The sequence below is a fragment of the Fluviibacter sp. genome, from assembly GCF_057744235.1.
The window spans coordinates 1-19,040 of sequence record NZ_JBIJFP010000017.1 but is presented as its reverse complement, the minus strand read 5'-3'; the positions used below and the strand labels follow the sequence as shown (position 1 = coordinate 19,040).

The following is a 19,040-nucleotide window of genomic DNA, read 5'->3' as shown; positions in this document are numbered from 1 at the left end:
CTATCATATCCGAAGTTACCCATCAGGATTCCATTTATGCCATCCCCGAAAGACCTCCAGCAGTCCGGCCTGAAAGCAACCATGCCCCGGATGAAAATCCTAGAGGTTTTCGAGAACCGTCGGGACGAGCATCTGACGGCGGATGATGTGTACCGCATTCTAGTCACAGAAGGGCTGGACATCGGCCTTGCCACGATTTATCGTGCGCTCACCCAGTTTGAGCAGGCCGGTTTACTGCAGAAGCAGAACTTCGAATCCGGTAAAGCGGTCTTTGAGCTGAACCGTGGCGACCACCACGACCACCTCGTCTGCCTGCAATGTGACCGCGTGGTCGAGTTCTGCGACCCCGAGATCGAAAAGCGTCAGTCGGAAATCGCCGAGAAACTGGGTTTCAGAATCCAGGCGCACGACCTGTGTATGTACGCCGAGTGCGTCGATGCCGCCTGCCCGCACCGCCCCGCCCCGAAAAAACCCTTCGGCGCAAGAATCTGATTCAGGTCAGCTGCAGCATCTCTGCAGCATGCGCCCGCGTCCGCTCGGTAATCGCCACGCCGCCCAGCATGCGGGCAATCTCTTCAATGCGGGCCGCATCATCCAGCACCGCAACACAGCTCTCAAAGCCACCATCCGCTTTGGCCTTGCTCACCTGCCACTGCCAACCGGCCCGCGCCGCCACCTGCGCCAGGTGCGTCACACACAAGACCTGACGCCGCTCGCCCAGCTTGGCCAATAGCCGGCCAACCACTTCTGCCACGCCACCGCCGATACCGACATCGACCTCGTCAAAAATCAGGGTCGGCACAGCCGTACAGGCACTCGTCACCACCTGAATCGCCAGACTGATCCGCGATAGTTCGCCGCCGGAAGCCACCTTGGCCAGTGAACGCCAATCGTTACCTGCCAGACCGCTGACCTGAAACTCCACGCGCTCACTGCCGTGAGCACCACCCTCACCATCCAGCGGCATCAGGGCAATACGACACTGCCCACCCCCAAGCGCCAGCTCCTGCATGGCCTCGCTCACCCCCTTACCTAGAGTTTTGGCCGCCTTGGTGCGCGCCTTCGTCAGCACAGTCGCCGCCTCAGCATAAGCCAGCGCTGCGGCTTTCACCCGCGCCTCCAGTGCCACCAGATCGGTCGCTTCGGCCAGCGTCGCAGCCTCATCATTCAATGCCGTATACAAACCTGGAAGTGCAGCAGGTTCCACCTGGTGCTTGCGTGCCTGTTCCAGCATCGATGCCATACGGCGCTCCACCTCGGCCAGACGCGCCGGGTCAACCTCAAACCGGTCCAGATGACGACGCAACAACGTCAACGCTTCCGACAATTCATTACCGGCCGCCAGCAGCAGATCGGTCGGTTCCTGCAGCCGGGTGTCTAGCGCAGCGCCTTCCTGTAAACGATGCTGCAACCGGCCAATCAGTGAAATCAGTGGTTCATCCCCCTCGCCCAGGGCATCCATCGTGCCCTGCACCAGTTCGATCAGACTCGCCGCATGGGCCAATCGTGACTGTTCTTCGCCCATCGCCTGCCAGCCCCAATCGTGCTCATCATTGGCCAACTCAGACAACGCCTTGATCTGCCAGGCCAGCGTTTCACGCCTCGCCTCGATATCACCCGAGCGTTTGCCAGCATCGGCCAGTAACTGTTTAGCTGACGACCACTCGCGCCAGGCACCAGCCACCAGCCGGGTCTGGCTCTGCAACTGACCAAAGTCATCCAGCAACTGACGCTGCGCATCGGCACGCAATAAAGATTGGTGGGCATGCTGACCATGAATATCGAGCAGCCATTCGCCCGCGGTGCGAACCTGCTGCAGCGTTACCGGCACCCCGTTAATAAATGCGCGCGACCGACCAGCCGATTCCAGAACACGGCGGACCAGCACCCCTTCACCCGCTTCCAGCGGAATGGCCTGCTCGTTAAACCAGTTTACAAAGGCCGGATCCGTGGAAGCATCAAACTCAGCCGTTACTTCAGCGCGCGCGGCCCCCGACCGAATGAGTCCGGCTTCAGCACGCTCGCCCAGCACAAAAGCCAGGGCGTCAATCAGTAAGGATTTACCCGCACCCGTTTCTCCGGTGAGTGCACCGAAGCCCGGCTGAAAATCCAGCGCCAGTTCCCGAACCAGAACAAAATCACGAATGACCAGCCGACACAGCATCGGTTAATCCTTGGCGCCGGGGTTGACCACCAGGCCGGGGCGAATACTCGGCCCCTCACTCCAGTGCAGTTTCTGGCGCAGCATCGCAAAATAACTATATGACGGCGGATGTAATAACCGAATCCGGTGCGGCGATTTCACCAGACGCACCCCATCCCCCGGCATCAGATCCACGGTTTCCTGGCCATCAAAGTGAGCGCGGGCATTGGCGCCGTGAACAAGACGCACTTCGATACGTGCCGAATCCGGCAGTGTAATCGGGCGGTTAGACAAGGCATGCGGGCACAGCGGCACCAGCGCAATCCCGCCCAGCTTGGGGTGCAGAATCGGCCCATTGGCCGACAGGGCATAAGCCGTCGAACCTGTTGGCGTACAGATAATCAAACCATCCGCACGGGCGCTGTAGATAAATTCGTCATCGACGCGCAACTCGAACTCGATCATCCGACCCGTAGCGCCCTTATCGATAACCACATCATTAAAGGCCAAATTAGCGAGCGGCTTCCACTGAGCAGACGCACCACCAAACACCACTTCAGTATCCAGCAGCAGGCGCTCTTCCAGCGTGAACTTGCCCTGTATAAGCAGCGTCATGGCGTCGATCATGCCGGAGCGGGCAATATCGGTCATAAAGCCCAATCGACCCTGGTTAATCCCGACCAACGGCATGTCATAGCGGGCCAGCTGGCGGGCTGCATGTAGCAGTGTACCGTCACCACCCACTACAATGGCCAGATCCGCAGCGCCGCCAATCCGGGCAAAGTCCGCGCACTCACAGGCCCTCAGGGTTGCTGAGCCCAACACCCGTTCGGTTTCAATAGCGGTCTCGGTTTCCACCAGCACGGCAATCCCGTGCGACTGGAAAAACTGGCACAACGCCACAATCGAATCGGCAACCTCAAGGCTGTCCTGGCGACCGATCAGGGCGACCGTTTTTAACGGCAAAGGGTACGACATCCATCCGACTCCGCAAATTCGGCCAATGGATCCACAAGCCATTGCACCAAAGCATTCACAAGAACTCGATTAAACCACAGAATAATTTTGTAGAATTCATCTATGAGCTCTAAGCATGCATCATCCATTCTCTCTTCCGGCAAGGTGACCACGTCATCATCAGCTGCGCTGGATGATCGTGCCTGCATCCTGCTCAAAACTCTCGTAGAAAGTTATATCGCTGAAGGCGCCCCGGTAGGTTCGCGGGTGCTATCACGTGCTTCGGGCCTGGATCTGTCGGCTGCCACCGTACGCAACGTGATGGCCGACCTCGAAGATTTGGGCTTTATCGCCAGCCCGCACACCTCGGCCGGACGCATTCCTACCCCGCGCGGCTACCGTTTTTTTGTCGATTCTCTGCTCACCATGCAACCACTGGAGCAGATAGACCACGCACGCATTCTGGCGGAACTGGCCGGCGCCAGTGCCCAACCGGGCAAAATCATCAATCATGCATCACGCCTACTCTCTGACCTGACCCACTTTGCCGGCATCGTCATCGCCCCCCGCCACACCAGCAAGCGAATTCGCCAGATCGAATTTATCGCGCTCTCAGAGCAACGCGTCCTGCTCGTTCTCGTCACCAACGACGGTAATGTACAAAACCGGATTCTAACCACCGACCGCGCTTACAGCGCCACCGAGCTCACCGAAGCCGCCAATACCCTGAACCAGAACTTTGTGGGCCTCGAACTCGAACAGATGCGTCACCGGGTCCACGACGAACTCACCCGTATCCGTACTGACATGCAGGCACTCATGACGGCGGCACTAACCGCCAGCAGCGAAGCCCTAATGCCCCACGAATCTGAAACTGTCATCTCCGGCGAAAAAAACCTGCTCGACGTCGACGATCTGAGCTCCAATATGCGCCGTCTGCGCGAACTGTTTGATCTATTCGAGCAACGCACCTCCCTCGTGCGCCTGCTTGATTTATCGCACCAGGCAGAAGGTGTCCGCCTTTATATTGGGCAGGAATCCGGTATCGCCACGCTGGATGAATGCAGCGTGGTCACCGCCCCGTATCAGGTAGAAGGCCAGGTCGTCGGCTCCGTGGGTGTGATCGGCCCGACCCGCATGGCTTATGATCGCGTTATTCCCATTGTCGACATCACTGCCCGACTCCTTTCTAGTGCGCTGACCGAACAGGCTCAGAGCTAATTGCTGTTCGTACCATCTCACCCCACTGCTGGTTCCACCAATGAACAAAACCCCACCTGCCTGGCGTCACGGTACGCCCGCCAAAACTGCTGTCGTCCTGGTCAACCTGGGTACACCCGATGCCCCCACCCCGGCCGCCGTTAAACGCTATCTGGCCGAATTTCTGGGTGATCCACGCGTCGTCGAAATCCCCCGGCCAATCTGGCTAGCCATCCTGCACGGCATCATTCTGCAAGTCCGACCCAAAAAATCGGCCGCCAAATACGCCACCATCTGGACAGACCAGGGCTCACCGCTCATGGTGCATACCGAGGCTCAGACCCGCCTGCTGGCCGAAACCCTGCAACAAAGGGGTTACGAAAATCTGACCGTCACCTGGGCCATGCGCTATGCCGGCAACGGCCCACGCAGCATTCCGGCCGTGCTAGAGCAACTACGCGCCGACAACGCCACACGAATCCTGCTGGTGCCCATGTACCCGCAATTCTCGGCCAGCACCACCGCCACGGCCATTGACCAGGCCCTCAACTGGGTCACCGGTCTGCGCAACCAGCCCGAACTGCGCTATATCCGCAATTTCGCCGATGATTGCCGCTATATCAGCGCCATTGCTGCTCAAATCAAAGCACATTGGCAGAATAACCCGCCGCCCGCACTGCCGGACAACAGCTACCGCCTCGTCATGAGCTTTCACGGTCTGCCAGAGCGCAACCTCAAACTCGGCGACCCCTACTTCTGCGAATGCCATAAAACAGCCCGCTTGGTAGCAGAAGCCCTCAACCTGCCCGCAGACAGCGTGATTGCTACCTTCCAATCCCGATTCGGCAAAGCCAAGTGGGTAGAACCGTACACTGAGCCTACGCTCATTGCATTGGCCCAGCAGGGCGTTAAACGCGTTGATGTACTCTGCCCCGGCTTTACCGCCGACTGCCTGGAAACGCTGGAAGAAATTAATCTGGAAGTCCGTTCGGCCTTCCTCACCGCCGGTGGTGAGCACTTCCACTACCTGCCCTGCCTGAACGAAGACCCTACCTGGATCAACGCGCTGGCCGATCTCACAGAAAAACATCTGGCCGGCTGGCCCAAACAGGCCAGCTCGCCGGCTGACTTGGCAACACAGGTAGCCCGGGCTAAAACTTTCGGCGCTCTTGAATAAGCGCTGGGCATCCCCATTTGTAATGAAATTTCCATTTTTTAAGCGTTCAAGAACCAGGAACACAACCGACATGACCGAACAACATCAAGAACAACACCAGGAACCACTCGTCGAAGAAAATGCCGCCACGGAGGCCGCCGCAGAATCAGCTCCGGAAGCCGCTGCAACCCCTGAGGCACAAATTGCGGCATTGGAAGCCAAAGTCACCGAACTGCAAGACGCTTACTTGCGCGCCAAGGCCGATGGTGAAAACCTGCGCCGCCGCGCCGCTGAAGATGTCACCAAGGCGCACAAATTTGCCGTGGAGAAGTTTGCCCGTGAGCTCATCGCCGTGTGCGACAGCCTTGATGCCGCTCTGGCCGACACCGGCGCTGATGCCGCCACCCTGCGTTCTGGCGTTGAACTGACTCAGAAACAATTGCTCAACGCCCTCGAGCGCAGCGGTATGAAAGTAGAAAACCCGGCTGCCGGCGACAAGTTTGATCCGAACCAACACCAGGCCATTGCCATGGTCGACGCCGACCAACCGGGCAACACCGTGGTCAATGTGCTGCAAAAAGGCTACCAGCTCTCCGAGCGCGTGCTGCGCCCGGCCATGGTCACCGTGGCCAACGGCTAAATATCGCCAATAGCTCTTGAAAAGCGACATGGCGGCCCTATATAGCCGTCATGTCTGGTGAAACGGTAACAAAAGCACCCCGTTTCGACCAACCAATCAATCACTTAGCAAATAACAAGGATAAGAATCCATGGGAAAAATTATCGGTATTGACCTCGGCACCACCAACTCGTGCGTTTCCGTCATGGAAAACGGTACCCCGAAGGTTATTGAAAACGCAGAAGGCGCCCGTACTACCCCGTCGATCATTGCTTACACCAACGACGGCGAAGTGCTCGTTGGCGCACCGGCCAAACGTCAGGCCGTGACCAACCCGAAGAACACCCTGTACGCCATCAAGCGTCTGATCGGCCGTCGTTTTGAAGACAAGGAAGTCCAGAAAGACATCAGCCTGATGCCGTTCAAGATCACCAAGGCCGACAATGGCGACGCCTGGGTTGAAGTGCTTAACGACAAGAAGATGGCACCACAACAGGTGTCTGCTGAAGTCCTGCGCAAGATGAAGAAGGCCGCTGAAGACTACCTGGGTGAAGAAGTCACCGAAGCCGTCATTACGGTACCGGCCTACTTCAACGACAGTCAGCGTCAGGCCACTAAAGATGCCGGCCGTATTGCCGGTCTGGAAGTGAAGCGCATCATCAACGAACCAACCGCTGCCGCACTGGCTTTCGGTATGGACAAAAAAGAAGGCGATCGCAAGATTGCCGTATTCGACCTGGGTGGCGGCACCTTCGATATCTCGATCATCGACATCTCGGAAATCGACGGTGAGCACCAGTTCGAAGTGCTGTCGACCAACGGCGACACCTTCCTGGGCGGCGAAGACTTCGACCAGCGTCTAATCGATTACATCGTCACCGAATTCAAGAAAGAATCCGGCGCCGATCTGAAGAACGACGTGCTGGCGCTGCAGCGCCTGAAAGAAGCCGCTGAAAAAGCCAAGATCGAACTGTCGTCGGCGCAACAGACCGAAATCAATCTGCCTTACATCACGGCTGATGCCAGCGGTCCGAAGCATCTGACCATGAAGATCACTCGTGCCAAGTTCGAAAGCCTGGTTGATGATCTGATCGAGCGCACCATTGCCCCATGTGTCACCGCCATGAAAGACGCCGGTTGCTCGGCTTCCGACATCAGCGATGTCATCCTGGTCGGCGGTATGTCGCGTATGCCTAAGGTGCAGGACAAGGTTAAAGAAGTCTTCGGCAAAGAGCCACGCAAAGACGTCAACCCGGATGAAGCCGTGGCTGTGGGTGCGGCTGTTCAGGGCGGCGTGCTGCAAGGCGACGTGAAAGACGTGCTGCTGCTCGACGTGTCGCCACTCACCCTGGGTATCGAAACCATGGGCGGCGTGATGACCAAGCTCATCCCGAAAAACACCACCATCCCAACCAAGGCCAGCCAGGTCTTCTCGACCGCAGACGACAACCAGTCAGCCGTCACCATCCACGTGCTGCAAGGCGAGCGTGAAATGGCTAACGGTAACAAGAGCCTGGGTCAGTTCAACCTGGAAGGTATTCCGTCGGCACCGCGTGGTACACCGCAGATCGAAGTCACTTTCGACATCGACTCGAACGGCATCCTGCACGTGTCGGCCAAAGACAAGCAAACCGGCAAGGAAAACAAGATCACCATTAAGGCCAACACCGGTCTGTCGGAAGAAGAAATCCAGCGCATGGTTAAAGATGCCGAAATCAACGCGGCTGAAGACCATAAAGCCCGTGAGCTGGCCGATGCCCGTAACGGTGGCGATGCCGCAGTTCACAGCGTTCGTAAGATGCTGACTGAACTGGGCGACAAGGTCCCGGCTGATGAAAAGGCCAAGATCGAAGCCGCTGCCAAAGAAGTGGAAGATGCTGTCCGCGGCACCGACAAGGCCGAGATCGAGAAGAAGGCCGAAGCGCTGATGCAAGCCTCGCAAGCCCTAGCCCAACTGGCTGGCGGTGAAGGCGAAGCGGGTGCGGCGCCAGGTGCCGGTGCTCAAGCCGATGCCGGCAAGCAGCCAGACGGTGATGTGGTGGACGCCGAGTTCACCGAAGTGAAAGACAAGAAGTAACTCCGGATCGCTGATCCGGCGGGGGCAAGGGTAACCTTGCCCCCTTTTGCATTTTCTTAAATTGATTCGAACCGAAGCAGAACTGCCATGTCCAAACGCGATTACTACGAAATTCTGGGTGTATCCAAAGGCGCCTCCGACGACGAGCTGAAAAAGGCCTACCGTCGCCTGGCCATGAAATACCACCCGGACCGTAACCCGGATGACAAAACAGCCGAAGCCCAATTCAAAGAAGCCAAAGAGGCCTACGAAATCCTCAGCGATGGCAACAAACGCGCGGCGTACGACCAGTATGGCCACGCCGGTGTCGACCCTTCCATGGGACACGGTGGATTCGGCGGTGGCGCCGGCGGTTTCGACTTCGGCAACATCTTCGAAGAAATCTTCCGTGGCGGTGGCGGCGGCGGATTTGGTGGCGGCGGTAGCCGCGGCGGCCGCAGCCAGGTGTATCGTGGCGCTGATCTGCGCTACGACCTGGAAATTAGCCTGGAAGAAGCGGCCAAAGGCTCGCAAACCCGTATTCGTATTCCTACCGAAATCAACTGCGGCACCTGCAAAGGCAGCGGTGCCAAAGCCGGTACCAGTGCATCGACCTGCGGCACCTGTAAGGGTAGCGGCCAGGTGCGCATGCAACAAGGTTTCTTCTCCGTACAGCAGAGCTGCCCGCATTGCCACGGCTCGGGCAAAGTCATCGACGACCCATGTACCGATTGCCATGGCCGTGGCCGCAAGCGCGAAAACAAAACCCTGGAAATCAAAATCCCCGCCGGTGTTAACGATGGTGACCGCATCCGCCTATCGGGTGAAGGCGAAGCCGGCGTTAACGGCGGTCCCTCGGGCGACCTCTACGTACAGATCAGCCTACGCCAGCATGAACTTTTCACCCGTGACGGAGACGACCTGCACTGTGAGATCCCCATCACCATGACCACCGCCACCCTGGGCGGCGACATCGACGTACCAACGCTCGACGGCACTGCCAGCCTACGCATCCCTGAAGAAACGCAAACCGGCAAAATCTTCCGCCTACGCGGCAAGGGCGTGACCGGCATGCGCAGCGGCGCTGCCGGCAACCTGTATGTGCACGTTGTTGTAGAAACGCCAGTCAACCTGAACAGCGAGCAGAAAGAACTACTCCGCAAGTTCCAGGAAAGCCTAGGCGAACACCACTCGCCGCAAGAAGGCGGCTGGCAGCAGAAGCTGAAAAACTTCTTTAGCAGCTGATTTACCAACTCGATCGCAACAGGGCCGCACATTGCGGCCCTTTTCTTTTGAATTCATATCACTATAATGCATGCGTTGAATGTTATTTAATGAGGTGATGTCATGGGAATGATCACAGTACGTAACCTGCCAGATTCTGTGCACCGGGCTTTGCGTGTGCTTGCAGCGCAACACGGGCGCAGCACCGAAGCCGAGGTTCGAGAAATCTTGGCGGCTGCAGTAAAACCTGAATCGCGTCTTCGCATGGGTGACGCATTAACGGCACTCGCCCGTCAGACCGGCCTCACCAATAAAGACGTTGAAGTAGTACAGCAAGCCAAAGACAAAACCCCAGCCGAACCGATGAGGTTTGAATGATCGTCCTCGACACGAACGTCGTTTCCGAGGCCATGAAACCAGAACCTCACCCTGGTGTACTTGCCTGGCTCAACGATCAAAGCGCAGAAACACTCTATCTCTCCAGTGTTACTCTGGCTGAACTCTTCTTCGGTATTGGCGCACTCCCCAACGGCAAGCGCAAAGAGTTGCTGGCTCAAACGCTAGACGGCCTCATGAAGCTGTTTAAAGGCCGGATACTGCCATTTGATACCGAAGCGGCACGCCATTATGCCGAGTTAGCCCTAGCCGCTAAAGCCAAGGGGCGCGGCTTTCCAACGCCCGATGGCTACATCGCCGCAATCGCAACCTCTCAGGGCTTCATTGTGGCATCGCGTGACACAGCACCTTACGAAGCAGCTGGCGTTAAAGTCATTGATCCTTGGAATGGTTGAGTCCCATGCGCCACCAATACATCAGCGGTTAATTTCATAGGCCACAAAGTTCAAGAGCCACCATTGGGTGGCTCTTTGCTTTAATCCAGAGGCTTAATCCAAGGATTCCGGCACATACACCCGACGCAGTGGTATTGCAGCCTTGTGTTTTGCGTCAAATCTTTCGTAGTGTTGCAAAATCAGATCGACTAGTTCATCACCATCAATCAATCGAAGATTGGCCTTGTTCTTTTCGCTGTCTCGAGCATAAGAGCTAAACGTGCCGAGGGTTATAAAAACTCCCGCTTCTCCCACTGACAACTTGCCAGCAAGGGCTGAAACGTCTTTATCTGATGCCGTCCCTTCACTGCTTTTGACTTGAATCTTAATAATGGGCGGCTCTATACCCAGATGATCTTTATGAGCGATCACGTCCACACTTGGTTCATTGGGCGGCGTGAGGCGCGCGTGATATCCCATTGCCTCAAACAAATGAACAACGAAACCCTCAAGCGGCAACCCTTTGAACTCTTGCGAGAGTCGCTTCAAGATAAAGTCACGCGTTGTATCTTCAATCTCTCCAGAGACTAAAGCGACCGTCTCATCTTGCTCGACTGCATTGACGGTTGCGACCTTCCCATCCAGCGCAGCTCTGAACTCATCGGCAAAGTTCTTAACTTGAAAGAAGGACATCGCCGAGCCCACCTCGTAGAGTGCGCCCTGACTGAATTGCGTTCTAGGGAACGAACCCAGCCATTTCACCGGCCGCGAGTTTGGGTATTCCACTGACTTCTTAGGATCGTAAACATACGGCCCTGTCACTTCTCCTAAGAATATTTTACGTTCGAATTTGTCCGGATAAGCCACCAAATCCCCGACTTGCATTTCATGAACAAAACGGAACAATTGCCCCGCATTGTTGGGGATCGCACCCGGTTTAATATTGGGATAAGTCTGTGCAACTTTTTGTTTGAACGCCTCACGATCAGTGGGAATCTGGCTCAGGTCGCCCATATCAACCCAGCCCACGGCAACGCAATTTTGATTGCGAAACAGAGAACTCGCATCGCCCGTTTTACCGGCATGAATACCCCACAGATTATTTTCGTTTGCCATTACTTCCTCCTCAATTCTTCGCTGCGCGATCCAAATTCAGCGCCAGCAAGCGGCACAAGATCTCTTCATCCGGCATTTCCGGCGTGTAGTCTGCCCAACCATAAGCTTCGGCCACCGCCATATCTAATGTCTTATGCGCCATATCCAGCCACGCTGGACGGGCGTTATACAAATTGGTGAGAGTCCGTTTCTTCAGCTCCGCCTCATGCCCCGGCTTTGCTACCGGTCGCTTCGGGAAGCCGGCCTTTTCTTCTTCGGGCGTAATCACCCAATCCACCCATTCCGGTGGATTCAGCCACGCCTCGCGCAAGCTGTTTAGCTTCTCAGCCGCAGCGGCAACCTTCTCGGCTTGTGCCTTCACCGGACAATCGGCCGGAATGGTGCCGCGCCAATCGGCGGTATCTTTAGGTGTCATGCCTTCCGGGAAAGGGAAGGTTTCAAAGCATGTTGTAGGCGTGTAGCGCGGATCATTACCCACCCCCATCCAAGTACACATACCTAATGACCATAACTCATGGAAACGCGAATGTAGAACCCCGAATGTTGTGTTGTCAGCTCGCGCAATGACGATAACTTGCTGATCAGGGAAAATTCGTGAATCTACCCAAACAAACATACGATGTTTTGAGACCATTGGCGTGCCAATGTATCTCTCGATTTTTGCAACAGCACTGCGAACATCTGCACCGGAGCGACCTAACCGCCACCAGTATTGCTTTCTCTTTGGATCATTCTGATTTAGCCTTTCAGCCTTGACGCGATCTATAACGTACCCGAATGGGCTTGCGTAACCAGCTGCATCAATTTCACTAAGATCATCAAAGTCAATTAGCCACGTATCGCTTGATCGTTTCGTTATATCCAGCCCATTAACCCATGGCTTAACTATATTCGAGTTTGGATTTAGGTTAGGATTGGGCTCGGATAACCAGGCTCGCGCCAACTGGCCTGGAACATCAAACTTACCAACCTTAGCAAGGCCGCGAATACTCCCGCCACAGTTTTCATTGAGCGAGGCAGCAGCGGTAAGGTTGCCATCATTTGAAGCCGTTAAGTCGGCATAAATCTTCGAGACATCACTCCCATTCAGCTTACAAGTCGGTTGCCCGGTGTGCGGGAGGAGCGAATCGGCGCGTAGCGGCGTCTGAGCGACGTCTGCATACCGGGTAATCGACTCCTCAGCACCAAAGCAAACCAACGATACCCGCACCGCCGCCCCATCATTGACCCAAGGCTCATCTGCCCAAGCATCAAAAATGACTAGATCATCAACAATGGCATCGAGCACTTTGCGATTAGATCCACCGCGAATGGAGTTGGTGGCAACCAACCCTGTGCCAGCGGCATCGCCTGCCAGAATCTGTTTGCGCGCTTTCTCAAACCAATAGCAGACTAAATCCGCACCACCCGGCACCGCTTTGTCATACACCTTATTGAGCGCATCAAAATAGGCTTTGCCCAGTTCACCACTCTTTTTGCTGCCACCCAAGAACGGCGGGTTGCCGATAATGGCATCTGTCTTTGGCCACGGCGCCTCGCTGCCATCGGCATTGAGCAAGGCGTCGCGGTTTTCAATGGTGTGCAGTGGTTTGAGAATCGGCTTGTCTGAGACTGGGTAGCCGTTCTGCAACATCCACTGAATTTCACCAATCCAGACTGTTACCCGCGCCAACTCGGCAGCATAGGGGTCCAGCTCAATGCCCAGCACATTGGCCGGGCCACACTCAATACCAATCTGCCGTTGCAGCCCTAACTGTTCTGCCTCGGTATTTACTCGGCGCTCAATATCCTTCAGCGTCTTTAAGGCCACGTACAGAAAGTTGCCCGACCCGCAGGCCGCATCCAGCACGCGATAATTCTTGAGCCGTTCCAGAAAGCCATGGAACTCGGCATTGGCATCTTTGTAGGCTTTGTCACCCAGCTTTTTGGATTTGGTGAGTAACTTGCTGATGCTGTCTCGATGTACTGCCCATTCGGCCAACAACGGGCGAATGATGACTGGCTCCACCAGCTTCATGATGGTGGCCGGGTCGGTGTAGTGCGCCCCTAACTGTGAACGCTTTTTAGGATTGAGGCCGCGCTCAAAGAGTGTGCCGAAGATGGAGGGATCAATCGCCCGCCAATCCATGTGCGCGGCTGCCCGCAAAGTGACCAGATCGCTGAGCATGAGCTGCGGCACGGCCACCGTTTCAAAGAGCCCGCCGTTAAACCAGCGAATCTCGGCATCACCATAATCACCCCCCGTTTGCATGGCCTGAAACAAGGCGGTGATGCGGTTGGTGGCACGCTCGATATCGACGGCGTTATCGAGCAGCTTGGTGAAGACACCTCGGGGCAACAGGTTCTCGTCTTCCGCAAACATGCAGAAGAGACATTGCGTGAGGAAGTGTGCCACCTGGTCGGGCGGGTTGCCGCGTTCGCGCAGCGCCTCGGCCAGGCTGCCGAATTTGCCCGCGGCCTCTTCTGTAATGGCGGCCAGTGATTTGGTGGGTTTGAGTTTTTCCGGGTCTTCAAAGACCCAGCGCAGCAGTTGCAGGTTCTCTGGTTTACCAATATCGGCCAGGTGGATGAGGCGTGGCTCATCCGGGTAGCCGGTAAAGGCGGTGTGAATTTCGATGCGCTCGCGGTCAGAAACCACCAGTAAAGGCGGGTTCTCTAACTCCAGCGCGTAGTCTGTTAGCTGCTTGAGGGCGGCTTTTAGATCGCGCCCCGGTTTTTTGTTTTCCCAACCGAAACACCCGCGCTTCCAGACATCGGCCCAGCCATCACCCCCGCCGGATTTTTTAGCGCCCCGCTCAAAACAGTAACTGGCCGGGTCACGCGGCTTGGCAACGCCGAGCAGATCACAGAGGTCGTCAAAGTGCGCTTGCGCACCGGCGCGCTCGGTAAGGGCATTGTCTTTCCAACGGGCAATAAATTCTTCTGAGGTCATGGCGGTTCTAATTCGATTGATCCCAGAATATTAAGCGGTTTTCCCTATGCTCGATAGGGATTGACGCAACTCGCAGAGCGGTATTGAGGCTTTAAGGCGTTTACGTTTGGTCATGCCGTCTTAACGGTACACGTCCTTGCGATGCCCGACTTTAACGATCTCCACCACAACTTCCATATTGAAAATGCTGTAAAGGATTCTGTAGTTGCCTTGGCGTATGCGATACCGTTCGAGGCCAGAGAGTTTTTCACAGCCGATAGGGCGCGGATCATCTCGCAAGCCCTCAATTCGCTCCAGAATCCTGAGCACGCTTTGTTTAGGAATCGTCTTCAGGTCTTTAGCGACCGAAGGTTTAACCCTGAGTTCAAATCGTGCCATCTGCTTTCAGCTTGGCCAAAAATGTCTCATAAGGCACGGGCTCTTCTGCCGCACGAAGTTCAAAAGCGCTCAAATCCTCTTCGTCTTCGCGCAAAGATTCGCGGATGGCGTCGTTGACGATTTCGGAGATTGATTTGTGGGCGACAGCGGCTTTCAGACGAAGTGCCTGATGCAAATCAGAATCAAGATAAATGGTTGAGCGGACAGTATTACTAGCCATTTTGGCACCATAACGTTATGACGTTATGTCACTATAATGCGATAAAAACACAAAATCAAACTGAATTTTGCCGCAGCAACCCCCAGCAGAGGCGGCATCTGACTTCAGAAGTCATCGTAGACCTTCCGGGGGAGATAGACGCGTTTATTCGCACTGTCAAAGGCAACGACCAGCCCCTCACGATCAAGGCCCGGGTCTGCCAGCAACTCGACTTCGCGCGCAAGCCCCATCAGCCACAAGATGTGCAGATAGATGCCAAGCCCTGTTTTGGGGTCGCCCTTTTCGACGTTGAGGATGGTGTTTCTGGCGTAGCCTGTGCGGTCAACCAGGTCTTGCTGACGCCATTGGCGCTGAATACGGGCGGCACGGATGCGCGAACCAAGTCGCTGACAGATTTCTGTCACTTCTTTAGGCGGTGCAGTATTTTTAATGCTTTTCATAATGCGCATTAAACGATTCAATGCTTTCTATAGGAAGCATATTTGATAAAACATCGCATTAGTAAGCACGAGTTAATGCGCCGGATCGGGTTTGGCTTTGTGCTTGGCGTTGCGGATCAACCGCGCAGTGCGGCGGCGATCTACTTCAACCTTGGGGCGAAACAAGCCGCTGCTCAGCGCTTTGGCGGGTGCGTTAAGCGGTTTGAGGTTTTAAGGCGACGGCGGGCGCGCTTGGTCACGCAGCCTTGCCTTCTTGCGACTCGAGCAGGACTGATCGTTCGTATAAAGTCTCTGGGTCGATATCCACATTGCCTGGCCACGTCACTGTGCCCAAATGACAGTAGGCCTGTGCAAATACCTCAGCACCTTTGATCCTAGTCCAAGGCTTTTCATCCATAAAGGGCGCCATATCAAAGCGACGCCGCTCGCCATTCTCAAACTTTAGTTCGAGAACGTATTTGGGCATAACTTGAACGTCTATGACATCGAGCAACACAACTAATCCCCTTGTACCTTATGACTATCTAAGCGGGTCAATACGGAACAACTCTTCACCCTGCTTTGCAAGCTCCCAGTCTGCCAGTAATTCATCCTGATGCAGGTCAATCCATACCTGCACCATACGCAGCTGCTTAGCGGGCAACTCCCCAGCCAAAAGATTACCATCTCGAATCGAAATGGAGGCTTTCTTGTCCTGATAGCGTACATGAATGTGCGGCAAATGGTGTTTATCCCGTATTTCGAAATACATCGATATGATGATCCCAAAGAACATACTGATTGTCGGCATTTTGAACTCCACTTGAGTGACTAGTGGATACATCCTATAAGCCGAGAGTCTCACCAGATGAGCCCGTCAACCATTCTTTGTACTCCATCACGAATCTTGACGCAGCCACATTTTTGCAGGGCTGTATTGCTATCGCGGCTTGATGCGTGTAGATTCTTTCGGTAAGGAATCCTTACCGAAAGACGTCATGGCAACTACCGCTAAAATCACCTCTAAAGGCCAAACCACCATTCCGGTTGAAATAAGGGAATCGCTCAACTTTAATCCGGGTGATTTGCTGGAATGGGAAGTCAACGAAGACGGTTCAGCCAAGGTTCGGCGCATTCAGCCGCTGGACTTGGAATACATGCGCGCTGTTGAGGGCACGCTCACTGAATGGGCTTGCGCTGAAGATGAAGAGGCCTATCGTGGGCTTTGAACAATTTGATGTGGTGCGTGTACCCTTCCCTTTTACCGAGCGTACCGCCACTAAAAATCGGCCCGCTCTGGTGCTGTCGAAATCTGCCTTTAACAATGCGGCAGATCACTCCGTGCTGGTGATGATTACTTCGGCAATTAACAACTGGCCCCTGGATTGCCCCATAAAAGACATACAAGCTGCAGGCCTACCCGTGGCGTCAAGAATTCGCTTCAAACTTTTTACGCTTGATAACCGTTTAATACGCGGCAAGCTGGGTTCATTGGCTCAGGAAGATATCAGCGCCTTCAAAAAACAATTTGACCAGTTAGTCGCTACGAGCGAAATCGTTAATCCCGAATCTTGACACGGCTTACCCACAGCGCGGCCATGATATTAAAGCTGGCGGCGATGAGACCTACCCAGCCGTAGCCGCTGATCTCTCCACTGGGTGCCTGAGTGATGAAGAGGCCGCCCACCATACTGGCCAGACCCATGGCCATAGATTGCACGGTGGCGTTGAGTGAGAGAAAGGTGCCCCGCTCCTGCGGTTTAACGGCCGCCCCCACAATGGCCAGCAACGGCACCATGCGACCCGATACAAAGATGAAGAACAGGGTAGTGATGCCGAGGTAAACGATTAGCGACAATGCGCCGATATTGGTGACTAGCAATACGGGCACACACGCCCCAATGGCCACTACCCGGAACATAAACACTTTGCCCAGTTTGTCGGCCAAAGCACCAATCAATCGGGCGGTGATTAAGGTGGCAGCGCCGCCCAAGAAATAGATCATTGGGATTTCATCGGCCGCAATGCCCACGTTGGCTATGGCGTAGAGCGTGATATAGGGAATAACCGTAAAGCCACCGAAAATGACCAACGCAGTGAGCAGCATGGCTTTCAGATGGTTGGGCTCAATCGCCACGCGCAGCATCTGGCGGATGGCTTTGCCCTCTTGTCGGGCATGTAGGTGGGCACGAAATTCGGGCAGTGCTTTATAACCAAACCAGACGAGGCCGCCGCTAAGAAAGGCGATGAGCAGAAACGGTGCCTGCCAGCCTAGGGCATCGGCCAATAGTAATGAGAGCGGCACACCGGCAATACTGGAAACAGAAAAGGCGGTGGCCACGTAACCCGTGGCTTTGGCACGCCGTTCAAAAGGGATGGCATCCGCCACCACGGTATGCACCATGGCGCCCATCATGCCGCCGAAGATACCGGCCAGACCACGGGCAACAAGCAGCCATAGATAATTCGCTGCCAATGCACACATCAATGTGGCAATGGTGAAGGCGAGAAAAATCCCCAGCAGAAAGCGTTTGCGTTCGAAGCGATCCACCACGGGTGCCATGAGTAAGCCAGCCGCGGCGGCACTGAAGCTATAACTGGCAACGAGAAAGGCAAATTCCTGGGTGCTGATGCCAAGAGCGCTGATGAGAAATGGCCCCAGCGGCATCATAATCATGAAATCCAGGACATGACAGAACTGGATACCCGACAAGATAAGCAGCATGGCGCGCTCTGCGCGCGCCAGCGTAGTTTGTGGTGCTATGGGGGCTGAGGGATCAGGCACGACGCCAGATGGTGCCTTGGGGCGTATCTTCCAGCACGACACCAGCTTCGAGCAGCTCTTTGCGCACGCGGTCTGCGGTGGCAAAGTCTTTGGCCTTGCGGGCATCCAGACGTTCTTGAATACGAGCTTCGATCTGCTGAGGTGTCAGGCCGTCGGCATCGGCACCTGTAGTGCGTTGTAAAAATGCCTCCGGCGGGCGCTGCAATAGCCCCAGCACACCGGCCAGGGCTTTGAGCTGCCCAGCCAGCTTGCTGCATTGATCCCGGTTAACGGCCTGGGCCATTTCAAACAACACAGCCATGGCTTCAGCGGTGTTGAAGTCATCATTCATGGCGGCGGCAAATTTCTGGCCATGCGGGCTATGCCAATCCACCGCCTCATCAGCCGCAGGTACATTACGCAAAGCGGTATACAAACGCTCCAGCGCATTAGCCGCATCATCCAGATGCGCCGTCGAATAATTCAGTGGGCTGCGGTAATGTGCACGCAAAATGAAGAAACGGATGATCTCCGGGTCATAGACTTTGAGCACGTCGCGAATGGTGAAAAAGTTGCCCAGGGATTTGGACATTTTTTCTTCGATGCCGTCTTTCTCGACGCGGATAAAGCCATTGTGCATCCAGATATTGGCGAAGGTGCCGCCGTGAGCGCCTTCGGACTGGGCGATTTCGTTCTCGTGGTGCGGGAACTGCAAATCAGCGCCGCCGCCATGAATATCAAAATGGTTGCCAAGCAATGCGCTGCTCATGGCCGAACATTCGATGTGCCAGCCCGGACGGCCATCCCCCCAGGGCGAGGCCCAAGCCGGTTCACCGGCTTTGGCATGCTTCCACAGCACGAAGTCGAGCGGGTCTTCTTTGGCACCTGCCACTGCTACGCGTTCGCCCGCGCGTAGATCATCCAGCGATTTGCCGGAGAGCTTGCCGTAGCCTTCGAACTTTCGCACGGCGAAATTCACATCGCCATCACCGCCCTGATAGGCCAGACCCTTGTTCTCCAGGGTACCGATCAGATCCAGCATTTCCTGCACGTATTCGGTGGCACGCGGCTCTTTGGTCGGGCGCA

The 19,040-nt window shown here is 55.5% G+C and carries 21 protein-coding genes and 1 pseudogene; 10 read left to right on the top strand and 12 right to left on the bottom strand.

The features are described 5' to 3' along the window. Window positions 1-36: 36 nt before the first annotated feature. The gene (gene fur, locus AC3GOJ_RS08365; RefSeq protein WP_488237010.1) at window positions 37-492 is read left to right on the top strand and encodes a ferric iron uptake transcriptional regulator; all 456 of its coding nucleotides are present in this window, start codon (window positions 37-39) and stop codon (window positions 490-492) included. A 1-nt stretch (window position 493) separates the two neighbouring features. Here fur and recN read toward each other — a convergent pair whose 3' ends face one another. Both recN and AC3GOJ_RS08355 read right to left on the bottom strand, forming a co-directional pair. Then, window positions 494-2,164: a DNA repair protein RecN gene (gene recN / locus AC3GOJ_RS08360; RefSeq protein ID WP_488237009.1), complete on the bottom strand. Its 1,671-nt coding sequence runs from the start codon at window positions 2,162-2,164 to the stop codon at window positions 494-496. A 3-nt stretch (window positions 2,165-2,167) separates the two neighbouring features. Further along, the gene (locus tag AC3GOJ_RS08355; RefSeq protein ID WP_488237008.1) at window positions 2,168-3,121 is read right to left on the bottom strand and encodes an NAD(+)/NADH kinase; all 954 of its coding nucleotides are present in this window, start codon (window positions 3,119-3,121) and stop codon (window positions 2,168-2,170) included. A gap of 102 nt (window positions 3,122-3,223) precedes the next feature. Here AC3GOJ_RS08355 and hrcA point away from each other — a divergent pair, with 102 nt between their 5' ends. From hrcA to AC3GOJ_RS08320, 7 genes are all read left to right on the top strand, one after another. Then, a complete protein-coding gene (gene hrcA, locus AC3GOJ_RS08350; RefSeq protein ID WP_488237007.1) occupies window positions 3,224-4,321 on the top strand; it encodes a heat-inducible transcriptional repressor HrcA in 1,098 nt (365 codons plus the stop codon). 40 nt (window positions 4,322-4,361) lie between these two features. After that, window positions 4,362-5,477, top strand: coding sequence for a ferrochelatase (hemH, locus tag AC3GOJ_RS08345; RefSeq protein WP_488237006.1), 1,116 nt, complete (start codon window positions 4,362-4,364; stop codon window positions 5,475-5,477). A 70-nt stretch (window positions 5,478-5,547) separates the two neighbouring features. Further along, on the top strand, window positions 5,548-6,096 hold the full coding sequence (grpE, locus tag AC3GOJ_RS08340; RefSeq protein ID WP_488237005.1) for a nucleotide exchange factor GrpE: 549 nt from the start codon (window positions 5,548-5,550) through the stop codon (window positions 6,094-6,096). Between the two features lie 130 nt (window positions 6,097-6,226). Further along, a complete protein-coding gene (gene dnaK / locus AC3GOJ_RS08335; RefSeq protein WP_488237004.1) occupies window positions 6,227-8,152 on the top strand; it encodes a molecular chaperone DnaK in 1,926 nt (641 codons plus the stop codon). 87 nt (window positions 8,153-8,239) lie between these two features. Continuing rightward, window positions 8,240-9,376 (top strand): molecular chaperone DnaJ, encoded by a 1,137-nt coding sequence (gene dnaJ / locus AC3GOJ_RS08330; protein WP_488237003.1) that lies wholly within the window; start codon window positions 8,240-8,242, stop codon window positions 9,374-9,376. Between the two features lie 102 nt (window positions 9,377-9,478). After that, a complete protein-coding gene (locus tag AC3GOJ_RS08325; protein WP_488237002.1) occupies window positions 9,479-9,733 on the top strand; it encodes a FitA-like ribbon-helix-helix domain-containing protein in 255 nt (84 codons plus the stop codon). Further along, window positions 9,730-10,146, top strand: a complete 417-nt coding sequence (locus AC3GOJ_RS08320) for a PIN domain-containing protein (RefSeq protein WP_488237001.1) — start codon at window positions 9,730-9,732, stop codon at window positions 10,144-10,146. The genes AC3GOJ_RS08325 and AC3GOJ_RS08320 overlap by 4 nt, the downstream gene beginning before the upstream one ends. A 93-nt stretch (window positions 10,147-10,239) precedes the next feature. On the opposite strand, the gene AC3GOJ_RS08315 is transcribed toward AC3GOJ_RS08320, so the two are convergent. From AC3GOJ_RS08315 to AC3GOJ_RS08280, 8 genes and pseudogenes are all read right to left on the bottom strand, one after another. Next, the gene (locus AC3GOJ_RS08315) at window positions 10,240-11,241 is read right to left on the bottom strand and encodes a restriction endonuclease (RefSeq protein ID WP_488237000.1); all 1,002 of its coding nucleotides are present in this window, start codon (window positions 11,239-11,241) and stop codon (window positions 10,240-10,242) included. A 10-nt stretch (window positions 11,242-11,251) separates the two neighbouring features. Beyond that, entirely contained in the window at window positions 11,252-14,173 is a 2,922-nt protein-coding gene (locus AC3GOJ_RS08310) for a class I SAM-dependent DNA methyltransferase (protein ID WP_488236999.1), read from the bottom strand. 120 nt (window positions 14,174-14,293) lie between these two features. Then, window positions 14,294-14,551, bottom strand: a complete 258-nt coding sequence (locus AC3GOJ_RS08305) for a type II toxin-antitoxin system RelE family toxin (RefSeq protein ID WP_488236998.1) — start codon at window positions 14,549-14,551, stop codon at window positions 14,294-14,296. Continuing rightward, a complete protein-coding gene (locus AC3GOJ_RS08300; RefSeq protein WP_488236997.1) occupies window positions 14,538-14,771 on the bottom strand; it encodes a hypothetical protein in 234 nt (77 codons plus the stop codon). The genes AC3GOJ_RS08305 and AC3GOJ_RS08300 overlap by 14 nt, the downstream gene beginning before the upstream one ends. A 104-nt stretch (window positions 14,772-14,875) precedes the next feature. Next, window positions 14,876-15,211, bottom strand: a complete 336-nt coding sequence (locus AC3GOJ_RS08295) for a helix-turn-helix domain-containing protein (protein WP_488236996.1) — start codon at window positions 15,209-15,211, stop codon at window positions 14,876-14,878. 72 nt (window positions 15,212-15,283) lie between these two features. Continuing rightward, a pseudogene (locus AC3GOJ_RS08290) lies at window positions 15,284-15,394 on the bottom strand (hypothetical protein); the annotation flags it as partial. 52 nt (window positions 15,395-15,446) lie between these two features. Then, window positions 15,447-15,707 (bottom strand): DUF2442 domain-containing protein, encoded by a 261-nt coding sequence (locus AC3GOJ_RS08285; RefSeq protein ID WP_488236995.1) that lies wholly within the window; start codon window positions 15,705-15,707, stop codon window positions 15,447-15,449. Between the two features lie 24 nt (window positions 15,708-15,731). Further along, entirely contained in the window at window positions 15,732-16,001 is a 270-nt protein-coding gene (locus AC3GOJ_RS08280) for a DUF4160 domain-containing protein (RefSeq protein ID WP_488236994.1), read from the bottom strand. A gap of 142 nt (window positions 16,002-16,143) precedes the next feature. Here AC3GOJ_RS08280 and AC3GOJ_RS08275 point away from each other — a divergent pair, with 142 nt between their 5' ends. Both AC3GOJ_RS08275 and AC3GOJ_RS08270 read left to right on the top strand, forming a co-directional pair. Next, the gene (locus AC3GOJ_RS08275) at window positions 16,144-16,419 is read left to right on the top strand and encodes an AbrB/MazE/SpoVT family DNA-binding domain-containing protein (RefSeq protein ID WP_488236993.1); all 276 of its coding nucleotides are present in this window, start codon (window positions 16,144-16,146) and stop codon (window positions 16,417-16,419) included. After that, on the top strand, window positions 16,409-16,765 hold the full coding sequence (locus AC3GOJ_RS08270) for a type II toxin-antitoxin system PemK/MazF family toxin (RefSeq protein ID WP_488236992.1): 357 nt from the start codon (window positions 16,409-16,411) through the stop codon (window positions 16,763-16,765). Before AC3GOJ_RS08275 ends, AC3GOJ_RS08270 begins: the two co-directional genes overlap by 11 nt. Here AC3GOJ_RS08270 and AC3GOJ_RS08265 read toward each other — a convergent pair. Together AC3GOJ_RS08265 and cysS are read right to left on the bottom strand one after the other, a co-directional pair. Continuing rightward, on the bottom strand, window positions 16,749-17,915 hold the full coding sequence (locus AC3GOJ_RS08265) for an MFS transporter (protein ID WP_488236991.1): 1,167 nt from the start codon (window positions 17,913-17,915) through the stop codon (window positions 16,749-16,751). The two genes, AC3GOJ_RS08270 and AC3GOJ_RS08265, sit on opposite strands and share 17 nt — an antisense overlap. A gap of 52 nt (window positions 17,916-17,967) precedes the next feature. Continuing rightward, the coding region (gene cysS, locus AC3GOJ_RS08260; protein ID WP_488236990.1) for a cysteine--tRNA ligase at window positions 17,968-19,040 on the bottom strand (1,073 nt) is incomplete at its 5' end.